General features: G+C 29.6%; 12 protein-coding genes and 1 pseudogene. 4 read left to right on the plus strand and 9 right to left on the minus strand.

From position 1 onward, the window contains the following. Positions 1–32: 32 nt before the first annotated feature. The 3 genes from ACWJJT_RS07660 to ACWJJT_RS07670 are packed head-to-tail and all read right to left on the minus strand — an operon-like array spanning position 33 to position 3,514. Complete coding sequence (locus tag ACWJJT_RS07660; RefSeq protein WP_462956598.1) at positions 33–407, minus strand: DUF6262 family protein; 375 nt, start codon at positions 405–407, stop codon at positions 33–35. Continuing rightward, entirely contained in the window at positions 407–2,386 is a 1,980-nt protein-coding gene (locus tag ACWJJT_RS07665; protein ID WP_462956599.1) for a tyrosine-type recombinase/integrase, read from the minus strand. The genes ACWJJT_RS07660 and ACWJJT_RS07665 overlap by 1 nt, the downstream gene beginning before the upstream one ends. Next, entirely contained in the window at positions 2,387–3,514 is a 1,128-nt protein-coding gene (locus tag ACWJJT_RS07670) for a tyrosine-type recombinase/integrase (RefSeq protein ID WP_462956600.1), read from the minus strand. Positions 3,515–4,078: 564 nt separating this feature from the next. Here ACWJJT_RS07670 and ACWJJT_RS07675 point away from each other — a divergent pair. After that, entirely contained in the window at positions 4,079–5,842 is a 1,764-nt protein-coding gene (locus ACWJJT_RS07675) for an ATP-dependent metallopeptidase FtsH/Yme1/Tma family protein (protein WP_462956601.1), read from the plus strand. Positions 5,843–5,899: 57 nt separating this feature from the next. Here the strand turns inward: ACWJJT_RS07675 and ACWJJT_RS07680 are convergent, their stop codons facing one another. The 5 genes from ACWJJT_RS07680 to ACWJJT_RS07700 form a co-directional block, all read right to left on the minus strand. Continuing rightward, entirely contained in the window at positions 5,900–6,904 is a 1,005-nt protein-coding gene (locus ACWJJT_RS07680; RefSeq protein WP_462956602.1) for a rhomboid family intramembrane serine protease, read from the minus strand. 139 nt (positions 6,905–7,043) lie between these two features. Next, a complete protein-coding gene (locus tag ACWJJT_RS07685; RefSeq protein WP_216302742.1) occupies positions 7,044–7,442 on the minus strand; it encodes a DUF6762 family protein in 399 nt (132 codons plus the stop codon). Positions 7,443–7,457: 15 nt separating this feature from the next. Further along, positions 7,458–7,865 (minus strand): Fur family transcriptional regulator, encoded by a 408-nt coding sequence (locus tag ACWJJT_RS07690; protein ID WP_216302741.1) that lies wholly within the window; start codon positions 7,863–7,865, stop codon positions 7,458–7,460. Between the two features lie 168 nt (positions 7,866–8,033). Then, complete coding sequence (locus tag ACWJJT_RS07695; RefSeq protein ID WP_462956603.1) at positions 8,034–9,494, minus strand: aminoacyl-histidine dipeptidase; 1,461 nt, start codon at positions 9,492–9,494, stop codon at positions 8,034–8,036. 17 nt (positions 9,495–9,511) lie between these two features. Beyond that, a complete protein-coding gene (locus ACWJJT_RS07700) occupies positions 9,512–10,060 on the minus strand; it encodes a manganese efflux pump MntP (RefSeq protein WP_462956604.1) in 549 nt (182 codons plus the stop codon). A gap of 235 nt (positions 10,061–10,295) precedes the next feature. Here ACWJJT_RS07700 and ACWJJT_RS07705 point away from each other — a divergent pair. Then, positions 10,296–11,229, plus strand: a pseudogene (locus tag ACWJJT_RS07705) (magnesium transporter CorA family protein). A 420-nt stretch (positions 11,230–11,649) separates the two neighbouring features. Here the strand turns inward: ACWJJT_RS07705 and ACWJJT_RS07710 are convergent. Next, positions 11,650–13,185, minus strand: a complete 1,536-nt coding sequence (locus ACWJJT_RS07710; protein ID WP_462954445.1) for a transposase — start codon at positions 13,183–13,185, stop codon at positions 11,650–11,652. 815 nt (positions 13,186–14,000) lie between these two features. Between ACWJJT_RS07710 and ACWJJT_RS07715 the strand changes: the two genes are divergently transcribed. Beyond that, positions 14,001–14,687, plus strand: a complete 687-nt coding sequence (locus tag ACWJJT_RS07715) for a response regulator transcription factor (RefSeq protein WP_220319933.1) — start codon at positions 14,001–14,003, stop codon at positions 14,685–14,687. 18 nt (positions 14,688–14,705) lie between these two features. After that, the gene (locus ACWJJT_RS07720) at positions 14,706–16,214 is read left to right on the plus strand and encodes a HAMP domain-containing sensor histidine kinase (RefSeq protein ID WP_462956605.1); all 1,509 of its coding nucleotides are present in this window, start codon (positions 14,706–14,708) and stop codon (positions 16,212–16,214) included. Positions 16,215–16,260 lie beyond the last annotated feature (46 nt).

Raw genomic sequence — 16,260 nt, forward strand, 5'->3', positions numbered from 1 at the left:
TTTATACATAGACTACATATAAATAATGTAGTCTATAATTTTTCATATAACTTACCTCTAAGAATCTCCAATTGTTCTTTGAGCTTCTTATTTTCTTCCTCAAGTTCCTTATTTTTTTTATCCTTAGCCATTATGATAATGTCTTTAGACTTAGCTGTTTTATCGTATTTGGCTCTTTGATTTATTGTTCTACTTGTTTGTTTATTTCTAAGCTCTTCAATCCTTTTCTTAATATCTTCATTATTATAAAGAAAGGTTTTAGAAACTCCCCCTAATTGAGAAACACTATTAAAGTTAATTTTTTGTTCGGTTAATGAAAGTTCCCTAATGGCTTTATCAACCTTTTCTAAAGTAATTTTACTTTTGTTTTTTGCATATTCTTTTAATCCTTTAGTATGGTCTGCCATTATGAATCCTCCCTTGACTTACCGTTCTTATGAACCAACTTTTGTTCTTTAACTTTTCCTAATGTTTTCTCTAATATATTTAAATACTGCTTATTCTTTTCTGACCATAATTCTCTACCAAATTTATCACTAACTTCAATCTGTGTTTTAACTTTTAGTATTTCTTCCTCGTATTCAGGTACATTCTCAGTAGTAGTACAGAAACTTGCACAAGTTAAACAATGATTCATTTGTTGCTTACACGGTATCTTAGAAGCCTTGAAACATACTCCAAAAGGAACTCTTACAGCATCCAAATTCTTTTTAACATATTCATACCTAACAAGGTTTTCTCCTACGTCAGTTGATGTATCTACCTCTATAAGTTCATTAGTTTCAGTATTCACTTTAAAGAGCTCTAAATCCTCGGTATTCTTCCATTTCTCATAAAGCATATTCTCACTAACAGTCGCATAATGAACAGTCATTTGAAGGCTTTGATGACCTAGTATTTGTTGTATGATACTAATTCCCATACCTTGTTCTACATATTCTTTAGCCCTTGTATGGCTTAACGAATGAAGTCTAAAGTGATATAATTCGCCATTAACATCTCTAATATCTTTTTGTTCAATAAGCCTTTTAATAGTTATTAGTAAAGATTGCTTATTTAACGGTTTTCCTTTTAGCTTACCTTCATAAGTATTAAACAAATACTTATGAAGGTTGTTTTCTTCTGTACTCAATTTTTTAACTTTATCAATAGACTTTTGAACCATATCAGCTACTTTGTCTCTTATAGGTATTTTGAGTTGAGATATACCTGTTTTAGTTATCTCTCCACATAGATAGTAGTTATAACTTTGCTCTTTACTATTCCATATCTGTTCTAAGCAATTATGATATCTAAGATTTAATATATCAGTTCCACGCCACCCTGTTTCTCTAAGAAGAATATAAATAGGTATATATTTAGTTCTATCTAAATCCATAATATTATTATCTAATTGATTTAGGATTGGTTCTGGAACGAACTTAACTCTTCTCATTTCATCTTGTGAATGTTCTCTTCTAGGAATATCATCTTGAAATATTAAAAATGATATCTCCTTTTTAGGAGCTTTATCATATTGAGCCATTTGAATATATTCTAAGAATGTTCTAATATAAGATATAAATTTACATCTGTATGTTGTGTTTTTATCTTTATAATCATTGCCCAACCAATATAAATAGTTTTCTATATCTTGTCTTGATAAATTTTCTATAAATCCATTTTTATATTCATTGGAATAAAACTTATTAAAGAAATACTTTAAATTATTTATAATCTGAGCACAATGATTCCAACTCTTTTTTGTAATTATTGTTTTAAAATATCGCTTAACTGTATCTCTATAATAAATAGGTATATCATTAAAATTAAGTTGATTATTTATTCCGTTATTCGCTCCACTTGCAGGAATTTTAGCACCCCTAACATTCTTTGAATGCCATATATCTTTTTCAGTTTCTTCTCTAGTATCATAGAAATCTTTGATAAAGTTACGAACTACATTACATATATAACGATAAGTTGAATTATAAATTCTATTGTTTTTATCTAACTTTAACCCTTTATTAATCAAAAACAACTTCCATTTACCATTGTCAATATTAATATCTTTAAATGTAGTTTTTTTCAAACAATGGATTTCTATATATTCTATTAAATACTTAATAGATTGCTGTTGTTCATTTAATATTTTGCTTAATCTAAGATATTTATTTTTTATCGAATAAAGCAAATAATATTTAACCTCATTCTTTAAAACTTCATTTTTTATATAATCAAGTTTTATCTTTTTAACATTAACTTTATATTCTGGTTCTCCAAAAACATCATCATTAACATTCCAAGTATCATTTTCTAACCAATATCCATTGTCTTGTTTTAAGTATTCAATAATTTCATCGTACTTACTTTGCTGACCATTTTTTAGCAGTTGTAAATTTTCCACCTATTCATCCCCTTCGTTGTACATATCTAAGTCTAAATTCGGTTGAGTTTTATTGAACTCTTCCGTAATTTCTTCATCTGAGGGGTGAATATATGTGTTCATAGTAGTATAAATATTCTTATGCCCTGCTCTTACTCTAAGTAACTCGGGTTGCCATCCTGCCATTCTTAAAACTGTCAAAGAACTATGCCTAAACATATGTGGTGTAACATATATATCAGTTTTCCTTTTTAATGTTCTAAATAAATTATCAACATCAACATAATTCATGGCTTTATATTTGTTTTCACCACTTATTTTTATAAATATATGGTTAGTTTCAACTTCTTCGGTATGATATTCAGCTATATATTCCATAAACATATCAGCAAGATTTTGAGATATGTCAATCCTTCTTGGACTTGATACTGTTTTAATTTCAGCATTATTTTCAAGTTCTCCTCTATCCTGTAGGTCTATAATCATGTCGCTTATATCAAGATCTTCAATCCATAACGACAAGGCTTCGCCTATTCTCATTCCAGTTTCATAAAGTAGTGTTAATAGAAACTTATCTCTAAGGCTATTACAAGCTCTAACGAGCGTTCCTATTTCCTCTTTAGATAAGGTCTTAGGTCTAGATTTAGGAACTTTTAGCTTTAAGATATTACTTGAAACTTTCTTTTGCTCATAAGCTATTCCATATAGGAAACCTTTGAAGTTTCTGCTTGGCGTAGATACAAACTTTTTAAGTCTATCTGAAATGTTATTGCTATATTCCGCATGTCTTAAAATATAGTCGTAAAACGATAAAACTGCATTCACTATAATATTCACTGTTCTTGGACTTCTTGCTTCATCAACTTGATGCGTTGGAATTACCTTTAAACTCTTATAAGGATTCTGTAACCAGTTCACGAATAAAGCTAAATCATCAATAGTTACTGATTGAAAATCTAATTCTCTTTGTTGTAAATATTCAAAGTATAACTTTAAATGCTGACAATACATCCTTAAAGAATTCCTTGCAAAATTGGTGTTATCCTTAAACCTAATAAACTTTAATATTGGTTCTATGGGTAATCCATTATCATCTGCAACAAAATATCTTTCCTTACCATCTTCTGTTTTTACTTTTACTACTTCCATACTTCTATATACACTCCTATAATTCGATTATATTCTACATATAGTTTACTATAGCTACTATAATATTTCAAACTATATATTTAATACTTATCGTTTTATATCTATATAAGAATGCATCATAGAATACTATAAATACGGTCTAATTACCTACACTATATTCCTTTTTTAAATCTATCCTTGTGTTAAACCTTAAATAAAGTATACAACAAATAATGAATTTATCAATTATAATTTTTACATTATTTACATTTCCAAATTCTATTAGGTTCAATGGACAAGGCCTCATAAAAATATTATAATAGCCATTATAAGTTGATATTTCTTCAAAACAATTTTGTATAACATTCAAAATTCACAAACCACTATAACAGATATATTAGTATAACATTTAAATATTAGAAACAAGAAAAAAAATATTAGGCACATTCAAATAAATGTACTATCCCAGTATAGGCCCCTATACTGACTTATTATTTATTTTGAATGTGCCTTACTCGAAAGGATGGTGAATGAGGCGATTCCACGGTCGCTTTAACCAGCATAGTGGTCTCTCGCTTCTATCATATGATTAAACTTAAGAACAAATATATTTTACTTCCTATTCTCACCGCAATTTGTTCGTTAGTATTTCTTGTTTTTGTGAGTAATCCCTTTAAACCACCTACAAATAAACAATACACTGATTTTCTTAAAGATGCCTCGATAAGGACTGTCTCAACTGTATACGTAACAACCGCTCCTAAAATTCAAGTTAAACTTAAAGATGGCACTGTTTATGAAACTGATAATCCAAGAACTAATAATTTCAAAGAAGATTTGTTAAAGAATGGTATAAATGTTTCTGAGCAAACTCTAACAAATCCTGCTGAAATAGCATCAATTGCAGGATTTGTGCTTTCACTTATAGCACTTGGAATTATGTCCTTCAAACATACAAAGATAAAATCTAAAAGTATGTTCTCATCTACGAATCTTGATGTTGCCGCAGTAAAGGATATAGGTTTTAACTTTGATAGTTTAGCAGGTAATGAGGAGGCTAAAGATAGTGTACAGGATGTAGTGGATTTCCTTAAAAGCCCTGAAAAATATTCCGCATATGGTGCTAGAATGCCAAAAGGAGTAATTTTATATGGAGACCCTGGAACTGGTAAAACCTTACTTGCAAAAGCCGTAGCAGGAGAAGCAAACGTTCCATTTTATGCGGTATCCGGTTCTGATTTTGTTCAGATATATGTAGGGGTTGGAGCTGGGAGAATTAGAAGCTTATTTAAGAAAGCAAGAAGTCATGGCAGAGCAGTTATCTTTATTGATGAAATTGATGCTATTGGTAAAAAAAGGGACAACGGACGCGGCGGGGGCTCCGACGAAAAAGATCAAACACTTAACGCTCTTTTAACGGAGATGTCTGGTTTTAATGAAACAGAGGGCATAATTATAATTGCAGCAACCAACAGGCTTGATATGTTAGATGAAGCTCTACTAAGACCTGGACGTTTTGATAGGCATATTGAAGTTACTTTGCCTGATGTATCTGCAAGAGAGAAGATTTTAAAACTTCACCTTAAAAATAAACCTATTAAAGATATAGATTATAGTGAATGGGCACATAAAACTTCATCTTTTTCAGGTGCAAAGCTAGAGAACTTAACTAATGAAGCTGCTATTATTGCATGCAAAGACAATTCTGTGTTTATTGGAAATGAACATTTAGATAAAGCTTATTCAATAATGCTAGCTGGTTATGAAAAAGTTGATAGGGATTATATTAAAGATGAGGATAGAAAAATTACCGCTTTCCATGAAGCAGGACATGCTTTTGTTTCACTTAAGATGTTACCAAATGATAAAGTATCTAAAGTAACTATAATTCCAACTACCAAAGGTGCAGGCGGTTATACTTTAAGTATCCCTGAAGACACGCTATACCAGAACAAGGAACATTTAAAGAAAAAAATAATGGTACTTTTAGGTGGTAGGGCTGCTGAAGAAATTATCTTTGGATCAGACCATGTAACCACCGGCGCTTATAATGATTTACAAAGGAGTACACAGCTTGTAACAAATATGATAACAGAATATGGTATGGGTGAATCTTTAGGACTACTTACTATGAACCAATTAAAGGACTCAGGCTTTACAAATCAAGAAACAGTACTTTCTGAATGTAAAAATTTAATCTCAGAGCTATATGAAGATGTTAAAAATATCCTATTGGATGATAAAGAAACTTTAGAGGCTATGACTGCTTTATTAATTGAGAAGGAAACTATAGATCATGAGGATTTAATTAATATTATCAGAGATAGACATAATGATGGAGTTGCCTAAAATTTTTAAGACCCTCGAAGTTAAATCTTCGGGGGTCTGTTTATTTAAGGGTGACTATTAGATTTCCGCTCTAAAACTAATTAAAAATGATGTAATTATGCCACCAAGTAGTCCACCTATATGACCAAAATTATCAATGTTTGGTAGAGTAACTCCTATAAATATATTTATAAATATAACCGATAAAATACTTCTTATAAAATCATTTCCAGTTTCACCTTTAGACTTAATTGCGAAAATAAGCACTGCCCCGAGTAGTCCAAAGATTGCACCAGAGGCTCCAATAGAAACACTTGTTGAAAAGATATAACTAAGTATTGATGCACATATTCCAGAAACAAAATAAATAACAATATACTTTGTCTTTCCATAAATCTTCTCAACCATTGCCCCAATGGCATAAAGTGAATACATATTGACCCCTAAATGCACAAGTCCGCCATGTAAAAACATACAAGAAATGAGCCTAAAATACTGGCCTCGTGCAATTAGCTCATTAACTTTCGCACCTAGTAAAATTAGAATTTTGATGTCACTATTAAATATGCTACCTTTCGCATAAACATAACTCAAATAAGCTGTAACTATATACATCATTACATTTATAGCTATAATTACCATAGTAACCCAAGGTCTATCTCTTGCACTTGTTTTTTCACTATCACTATGTAAATTTGTATTATTCATTACGGAAGCTAAATCTTGAACCACTTGTGAATTTACATTCCCAGAATAATTCACTTTTTTCTCCAAAACATTCACTCTAATTAAGGGTTTTTCTAATAAATTATTTATTGCAATCTCTTTTGAAACTTCTTCCTTATTGAATTCATCGTCAGAAAATAGTATATATATATTGTTTTTGTCCTCTGGAATGTCATATTGTATTAATTGATGCAGGCTAAGCGACATCATAAATATTAACCGATACGACTCTCCACCTATATCTTTGCTCACTGTCCACATATTCAAATTGTTATTCTTACTTCTTATTTCCTCTAAAAAATATCCATTTTGCTGAGTAAAACCAGTTATAATGGTTTTTATATTTTTTTCTTTCATATTTTACTCCTACTCAAATTTATATTTTTTATATTATTGACTGCACCGCAATGTTATTGCATTTCAACAAATCTATTTCATAAAATTTAATAGGTTACCTAGTTTATTTTCCATATAGCATCTTCTACATATACAATCTCTATTTGTACTCTTCTTCTTTTTCTTTAATTTTAATAAAAACTTCTTTAAGTTCTTGCTTTATTAATTCACAAATTTTGATTAAATCTTCCCTAACAATCATATGCTCGTCAGAATATTTGAACTTAACTAACCAAGTTGGGTTATACTCATCATCTACTGCTTCAATAGAATAACCTTTAGACCTAAAAATTTCTTCATTAAAACAATCATAAATTGCTGTAAATTGCCACTCTTCCACATCATCATGAGTATCAAACGTCAAGTTGATCAGTTCTCCAGAATAATTTAATTTTGTAACAAATTCTGCCCCTTCAGAAGTTTCATAACTTCCAAGCTCTTTAACAAATTGATTAGTTTCTTTATCTACTTCCATTAATACCAATGAAGAAAATTGCATAAATCTCATCCTCTCTTATTTTTTACATTCTTTACATATGCCTTTTAAATAAACATGGCTTTCTGTAAGAGTTATTCCTGTCTTTGCTTTTATTTGTTCTTCTATTTGGGGTATTGGACAATCTATGACCATTTTCTTATGACATAAATCGCACTCAATTACATGGTTGTGGGAATTGTTATTTATAGTGTAATTATACATATTATTCCCCAAATCAAACTTATTTAAAATCTTTTTACCCTCTAGCAAATCTAGGGTTCTATATACCGTGGACAAATCTATTTTTATATTCTCTTTTTTAAGTAGAGCATATATTAGGTTTGCATTTATAGCATCTTTACTGCAAATTATAATTTCTAATATGCTTTTTCTTGCATTAGTTACTTTAATATTATTCTCTTTTAAATATGAAATTATATTCATCTATATACATCACCTTACTACATTATTATAACAATTATAATATACCTCAATATGGTCATGAATACAAGCAATGCTTATAAAAAGGCTTCTACAAAAGTAGGAGCCTTTTTATAAGTCATTAAAATAGCTTTATCTACTAAAGTAGCTTTATCTATTTCATGTACCTGATCATTTTATTTCTTTTAATATTGCTACTAAGTAATCCCATGTCCTCTCTGTTGATGAAATACTTAGGTGTTCACTCGGTGTGTGTACATCATACATATTTGGTCCAAAAGATATTTGATCAATATCTCCTTCAAACTTTTCACTAAATAATCCGCACTCGAGGCCTGCATGAATAGCTGCTATTTCAGGCATTTTACCATATAAATCAGTATATGCTTTCTCTAGTATACTCCTTATTTTAGAATCTGGATTGTATTGCCACTCTGGATATTCAGATTCAAATTCAATAGTTGCTCCTGCCATTTCTGCAAGCACTATAGTTTCATCGCATATTGCTTTCTTTAAAGTCTTTACAGAACTTCTTATTGCAGAGTCAAATACTATATTTTCATCACTCGTCGTAAGAATCCCTATATTTGCTGAACTTTGCACTAATCCATCAATCGCCATACTCATACTTTTAACTCCATTTGGAATTAAGAAAAGTATTTGAAGTGCTTTTGTAGCGGTGTCATCTGAAAAAATTTTATTTACTTTATTTTCCAATATTTTAATAGTTAAATCAACATCTGGATCAATAGTATTTAATTCATTTTTCAATGTAGAATTCCACTGTGATATTTTTTCATTAACTATTTTTTTATCATTTTCTCTAAACAATATAATAGCATCAGCATCACGAGGAATTGCGTTATTTTTAGCTCCTCCATTTATAGAGTTTATTTTAAAATCTATAACTGATCTTAAATCCATTAAAAAACGTCCCATAATTTTGTTAGCGTTTCCTCTTTCTTTGTTTATTTCCATTCCAGAATGGCCGCCTCTTAATCCTCTTAGTCTTATTTCACAGCTTATAAAGTTTTTATCTGCTTCTTCCCAAATTATTGGAAGCCTTATTTTTTCACGCACTCCACCTGCACAACTTACTAAAAGTTTTCCTTCTTCTTCTGAATCTATATTTATTAATATTCTTCCATCTAAATTCTTAGGATCTATTGCCTGAGCTCCGCCCATACCCGTTTCTTCCTCTGTAGTTACTAATAACTCTATTGGTGGATGCGGTATATCATTAGACGCAAGTACTGCAAGACTTAATGCTACTGCGATTCCATCGTCCGCGCCTAGTGTAGTCCCATTTGCCCTTAAAAAATCATCCTCTACAATAAATTCAATAGGGTCTCTTAAAAAATCATGCTTTATCCCTATGTTTTTTTCACAGACCATGTCCATATGACCTTGAAGTATTACCTTTGGAGCATTAGCTCGACCTTGCGTACCAGGCTTTTTAATTATAATGTTTAATGCGGTGTCTTGGATAACTTTCAAATTATGTTCTTTTGCAAAGGTTACTAACCAATCACTTACAGCTTTCTCATTGCCGGAACCTCTTGGGATCTCGTTCATCTCTTTAAAATATTTAAATGCCTTAAATGAATTTAAATCCTTTAATTTGTTTAACATTTATATCATCCTCCCTTTCAAAAAAACATCATTTTTAGACCGAAAATTATTAAGATTATTCCTCCAATGTAGTCTGCATATTTTCCTACAATTTCTATTTTTTTTAGGTATCTAGAAATTACAAAGGCCATTATTGACATTACTAGAGTTATTCCCCCAATGAATAGTGTATTTTTTAATAATATAGCATTTGTTATATTATTTAATACCGTAAATCCTACCACCATTGCATCTATACTTACGGATATCCCTAAAACAAAATACATTTTAGGTTTAAGCAGTAGACACTTCCCTTGATTTTCAAAGCCTTCCTTAATCATAATCACTCCAACGAAAGATATAATCATACCACCAATTATGGTAGGCATTGAAGCTACATATGTATTAAAAAGAAAGCCTGCATAAGCTCCTATATATGAGAATAAAAATTGAAATAGTCCAAAAGAAATTGTAAAACCTACTTTATTTATAAATCTAGTTTGATTATTTAATCCTATACATAAAGCTACTCCAAAAGCATCTAAAGATAATGCTAAAGCAATTATAAATAATGGGTACATATCCATGAATTTTTACGCCCCCCCAATAATACTCCACAATATATTTAGTCTGGTTTCTTTATTATTATTCCATTTTTTTAAATTTATGTGAATAACTTTACATATACTATTATCAATTATTCGAGCTTCCTTGTCAACTGTGGTTTAGTATTCGAATTGCTATGGTTAAAATAATTATGAGTTGTCTATCCTGCCTTTTATAGACTATAATATAAAGGGAATTACACTAGGAGGTGTTGCAATGATTTCAATATATAGTAGTGTAGAAAACAACCAGCTAGCAAAGCTAGAAAATATAGAGCCAGGTTGTTGGATTAACATGATTGATCCATCAGATGAAGAATTAATATTAATTTCAAAAAACACTAATGTCCTATGGATTTTTTAAGGGCTGCTTTGGATGAAGAAGAAACCTCCCGTATTGACATAGAAGATTGTACATTAATTATATTGGATATTCCCTTTACAGCTATGGATGATAACTCTTTACCTATGACACTTACCCTATAGCTATGATTCATACTGACAAAGTAATAATTACAGTTTGTTTGATAAACAGTAAAGTATTGTCAGATTTCGCCGAAGGGAAAATCAGCTCCTTTTATACCTTTAAGCGTTCAAGGTTTATGCTACAAATCTTATATAGAATTGCCAACTATTATCTAATATACTTAAGACAAATTGATAAAAAAAGCTACATAGTAGAAAAACAACTTCACAAGACCTTAAGAAATAAAGAACTTATTCAATTATTGGCACTCGAAAAATCTCTTGTGTATTTTTCCACTTCCTTAAAGGGAAATGAAATTACCTTAGAGAAAATGCTTAAATTAGACATTCTTCAAAAATACGAAGAAGATAAAGACGTATTAGATGATGTCATTATTGAAAATAGACAGGCTATAGAGATGTGTACTATTTATAGTAATATTTTAAATGGTACTATGGATGCCTATGCCTCTGTTATATCAAATAAACTTAATATAGTAATGAAATTTCTTGCTGCTATTACTATAGTTATGGCTATACCTAATATGATATGTGGGCTATTTGGAATGAACCTATCTGGAATATCGTTTTCCGCTAATGCTGTGGGTTTTTGGTATGTGGTTGCATTAATTGGACTTATCGTCATATTTGTTATATATTTCTTGAATAAGAAGGACATGTTTTAAACAATTGAAATGGAATATAGCTTGAGTAGCTACATTATAATAATAAAAAAATAATCTTTAATAGGATAAAGCCTCATACTAGATTTATAGTATGAGGCTTTTATAACAAATAAGAATCATATCGTCTTATTTACTCTTTACTTTGTTTCATTAGTTTATTTGTTACTACTCCACTTGAGTTATATATTTACACCTTGTATTTCAACTTATCTATATATATTATAAACAACCATATAATCATTGATATTAAGCCTAGTATAGTCGGAAAACAATAATTAACAATTTCCATATTTAAGTATTAAAAGTGCTTATTTGAATGAAAAGTTATATTTGAATTAATTACGGGCATGACAAAAAGACTTTTTTATACACTATTAAAAAAAGCCGTAGGCTGGTTATTGAATTGAAATTTATTTTAAATTACGCAGCTATATTTTTAAGAGTTGGGAAAATATCAGCAAGGGCTATTAATTTTTCTGATGCCCAAGCATCTATGAAACAGCAAAATGCACCAAGAAATACCCTTGTTATTCTATACCCAACAGAATAAATAATTGCATCTTCAGCATGAAAATTATTATTTATTCTATCCCAACACCTTTCAGTAGTTGAACGTCTTTTATAAAGAGATTTCCATTGTTTTGAACCTCTTAATATTGGAGTAAAATACCTTGGGTTATCTAATGTTTTAGTGTAATAAGATTTATTGCTTTTCATAGGACATTTTTCACAGTTTTCACATTGAACTGGGAATAACCATTTATGTCTATATTGTTTAGTAATAATTCCCCAATTACGAAGCTGATGTCCACAAACAGTTCCGTGTGGAATAGCATTCTTATCAAGTTTAACAAATTCACTATTTGATGATGGTTTTGAAGAACGTGAATTTAAATCAATAATAGGATTTATTCCATAATGCATGCATAAAAGATAAAAAGCATTAGCATCATAAGCAGAATCTAAGGCTACAGAATGAAATTTAATTTCAGGATATAAATCTACAAGTTCTTTAAGTGCATAAACTCCAGTAACAGCATCATGGCGTGCCGCGCTAACAAATTTAATATGGATAGGTAGGCTGTAAAAGCTATCACAGGCAGTAAATCCATGATAGGTATGACCATAGTAATAATGTTCATTAAAGCTATCCCAACCCCAGCTAGCACTGGGGTCGGTAAACTTTCGATAACAGTCACAATGTTCTCCTGGTTTAAGTTTGCAATCACAAACTTTTTTACCGTAAGGCGAAGCCTGTGTTGGCATACAGGTTCCGTCGCCAGCAATATTTAGTTTAGAAGGATCGCCCAAAATACCCATTGATAAAGAAGGAATAACAAATAATTCTTTAAGTATGTTGTTCATTTTGGATTCGCTTCTGTCAAGGAGCTTTAAATTATCAAATTTTAAGATTCTTTTAACTAAACGGTCAACTACACCAGATTTGGAGTTATTCATCTTTTGGTTTTTCTTTTGCTTTTTACGTGGTTTACGTTTAATTTTACGCAGTTTGGATTTATTAAGGATCTTATCCTTATGAATCAGCCTATCCATAAAATCATAAAAAGTACCTACACCAGGAAGTCGGTCAACATGTATGCCTTCGGCTTTAGAGTCTGAATAGCAAGCGGGTATAAAACCAGATAAAATTGAATAGAAAGGGTCTGAACGTAATGTTTTTACCCAAGAGGATATACTAGTTTCTTTACAATAAGCCATGATAATAAGTGACCTGAGTAATGCTGCCGCATCTTTTGGCGGAGCTCCTTGATTAGATTTAGAATAAGTACTTTCTATTAGAGGGACAATTCCGGTTAGGTCGGTAGACCATATTTTAGTTATTTGTGAACTACGCTCAAACAAAGTGATTTGTTGATTGGTTTGAATATAGAATTTTTCTAAAAATGTTTCAAGAAAATATTGATATTGGGAATGAGAAACCTTAACAGTTAACATAAAAACACTCCTCGCAAATGAAATAATGTAAAAAATATACATATTTAATTTTGCGAATTTTTACTAGCTGTCAAGTCTTATTTCACAATGTTTAAGTAAAAAAAATAAAAAATAATACGAATAGCTTAAATTTTCTAGGTTATTCGTACAATATGAGGCACCACGAATTTTTGAGGTGAAGTTGATTTTTGAGCAAAATGAATCAAGAGTTAGCAGTGCCTTAAGAGTTTCCGAGAGTGCACTTAAGCCATCTATGAGGTGTAAAATATTATTTTTGATTAAATATTAACTAATTGTATCTAATTATCTTTTATAGAGCGGTGGCAAAAGGGTGGCATACGATAAATTTGCTACCCTTTTTATAACCCTTATATTTTCTAATCACACCATAAACATTTCTCTATTGTTCAATTATGTTCCTTTAGCTGGTATTCAATAGAATATTCATTACACATTTAACGGTTCCAATTTTGACCTGTACAACCTTCGACCTTCAGATTCGAAAGAAGCAGTTCTTATTAAGTTTAAAATATCGTCAATCCTTTATACCTAGCCATTTTGCTTTTTAACTAAGTTTAAGTAATACCTATTTAATTCAACCTATAAGGGGCAAAATTAATATACTACTTTTGTTTCTATCAATAACTATATATTGACTACCGATTTGCCCTTTATACAACTCTCAATTCAGCATTTATTTTAATATACAAATTTGTTATTGAACTTTGTACAGTATTTGGCTCGATATTTTGAGATATATGTTATAAATTTGTAACAACTGTATTGTATACTTATTGAAGTAAGGGGGCCATGCTATGAATAATAATATACTTATAATTGAGGACGATGAATGTATAAGCGAAATTTTGACATATTCATTTAAAGAAGAAGGGTTTAAAGTTTTTGAAGCTGCAACGGGTATAGAAGGATTAAAAATCTTAAAAAATCAATATATAGAACTAATTATACTGGATTTAATGTTACCTGATATAAGTGGTTTTGAAATATGTAAGAAAGTATCGGTAGAATATAAAATCCCTATAATAATGCTTACGGCAAAAAATGATATTATGGACAAAGTAGTAGGCTTAGAACTTGGAGCAGACGATTATATTACCAAGCCTTTTGACATAAGAGAAGTAGTTGCAAGAGCAAAAGTTAGTATAAGAAGGATAGAACAATTTAAAAACATTAAGGATAAAGAAAATATTATAAAATTAGAAAAAAACATAACAATATTTAAAGATAATTATGAAGTATTTAAGGGAGATAAATTAGTGAATCTTACAGCAAAAGAGTATGAATTGCTATATAAACTTGCAGAGAATAGGGGAAAAGTATTTTCACGCGATAAACTTTTAGAAACTATATGGGGGTTTGATTTTGAAGGTGAAAGCAGAACTGTAGATGTTCATATTCAAAGGTTAAGAAAAAAATTATCTAGTGATAAAAATAACTCTGTTATAAAAACTGTATTTGGAGTAGGGTATAAAATTATGTAGGAAGGGGATATATTTTTCATGAAAATGTCTATAAAGCGTAAATTTATCATTGGTTTTTTAGTTATATTTTATATAGGGTATAACACAATGAGCTTTTTCATGAATAAGCTTATTGTAGAAAACAATAAAGAGATAATAAGTAAGGAATTAGTAACCTTTGAAAAGGATTTGAACACATATTTAAGACAGTATTTTGAATTGAAAAATAAGGATATGTATTCTAATAATTTTAATAATTCTAGCAATGGTATAGCTTCAGATTTGTCTATAAAGGTTGGAAATAGAATAATGATTTACTCATACGAAGGAAAATTTTTAGTTGATTCTGCAAATGCAAATGGAAAAGTACTAAATTATGAAGATAGTGATAATAAAAATAATTATAGTGATGAAGATTTAAAACTATCTATTAATAACAAGTCTGCATTTACAATAGTACCCGTTAAAGATAAATATTTAGTTGTTTTTTCATGTCCTATTATAAACAACAAAAAAAGTATAGGAATTGTTAGATCTGTTATGGATTATTCAGAAATATTTAGTTCTAGTAAAAATTTGTTAAAGCTAACCAATACCTTTGTATTATTAGTTTTCGGAGTGATTTTCTTATTTGTAGTATTGTTAGCTACAAAAATAACTATACCAATATTGAAATTGAGCAAGGTTATAAAAGAGGTTGCAAAAGGCAATTTTGAGGATGATATAAATATTACTTCTAAAGATGAGATAGAGGAACTATCCTTAAATTTTAATAAAATGAAAAATAAGATAAAAAATCAAATAGAAACTATAGAAAATGACAGAGATGATTTGAAAAAGATTGCAGGCCATAGGAAAGTTTTCTTTGATAATATAACTCATGAAATGAAAACTCCTTTGACTATAATATCTGGATATTGTCAAATACTTCTTAAGCAAGACTTTAAGGACAAAGAATTTGCTGGAAAAAGTATAAAAAAGATAAATGATGAAAGTAAAAGAATGCATAACATGGTAATTGAACTATTAGAAATATCAAAGGTTGAATCAAACATGATCTCAAATATAGAAGAAGAAGTTAACGTATCACAAATTTTAGCTGCAGCATGTAATGATATGAAAATAAGAGCAAATAAATATGAGATACATATAGAAAAAGTTATAGATAACGAGGTTATTGTATTAGGTAATCCAAACGAGATTAGAAGGGTAATTATAAATATAATAGATAATTCTATTAAGTATGGCAATGTTAACTCTACTATAAATGTGAAGTTATCCAAGGAAAATGGTAACTGTAATATAATTATTAAAGATAAAGGACAAGGAATACCTTCTAATAAGTTAGAAATGATATTTGAACCTTTTTATAGGGTGAATAAACAAACTTCAAGAGAAGCAGGAAGTTCTGGATTAGGACTATCTATAGTAAAAAAAATTATAGATAAACATAATGGAAGTATAAAAATAATTAGTGAAGAGAGAAAAGGCACTGAAGTACATATAGTAATCCCTCTAAAAGTTTACAACATTGTAACATCGTGTTAACTCAATGTTACAACTTTTGTTTATAATTAACTTATAAAATTTAAAT

It is taken from the genome of Clostridium sp. CM041 (assembly GCF_055081035.1).

Coding starts and splice junctions, on each gene's coding strand:
- ACWJJT_RS07720 (WP_462956605.1), top strand. CDS start 14,706: ATGAAAATGTCTATAAAGCGTAAATTTATCATTGGTTTTTTAGTTATA.
- ACWJJT_RS07670 (WP_462956600.1), bottom strand. CDS start 3,514: ATGGAAGTAGTAAAAGTAAAAACAGAAGATGGTAAGGAAAGATATTTT.
- ACWJJT_RS07700 (WP_462956604.1), bottom strand. CDS start 10,060: ATGGATATGTACCCATTATTTATAATTGCTTTAGCATTATCTTTAGAT.
- ACWJJT_RS07715 (WP_220319933.1), top strand. CDS start 14,001: ATGAATAATAATATACTTATAATTGAGGACGATGAATGTATAAGCGAA.
- ACWJJT_RS07710 (WP_462954445.1), bottom strand. CDS start 13,185: ATGTTAACTGTTAAGGTTTCTCATTCCCAATATCAATATTTTCTTGAA.
- ACWJJT_RS07695 (WP_462956603.1), bottom strand. CDS start 9,494: ATGTTAAACAAATTAAAGGATTTAAATTCATTTAAGGCATTTAAATAT.
- ACWJJT_RS07675 (WP_462956601.1), top strand. CDS start 4,079: ATGATTAAACTTAAGAACAAATATATTTTACTTCCTATTCTCACCGCA.
- ACWJJT_RS07685 (WP_216302742.1), bottom strand. CDS start 7,442: ATGCAATTTTCTTCATTGGTATTAATGGAAGTAGATAAAGAAACTAAT.
- ACWJJT_RS07680 (WP_462956602.1), bottom strand. CDS start 6,904: ATGAAAGAAAAAAATATAAAAACCATTATAACTGGTTTTACTCAGCAA.
- ACWJJT_RS07660 (WP_462956598.1), bottom strand. CDS start 407: ATGGCAGACCATACTAAAGGATTAAAAGAATATGCAAAAAACAAAAGT.
- ACWJJT_RS07690 (WP_216302741.1), bottom strand. CDS start 7,865: ATGAATATAATTTCATATTTAAAAGAGAATAATATTAAAGTAACTAAT.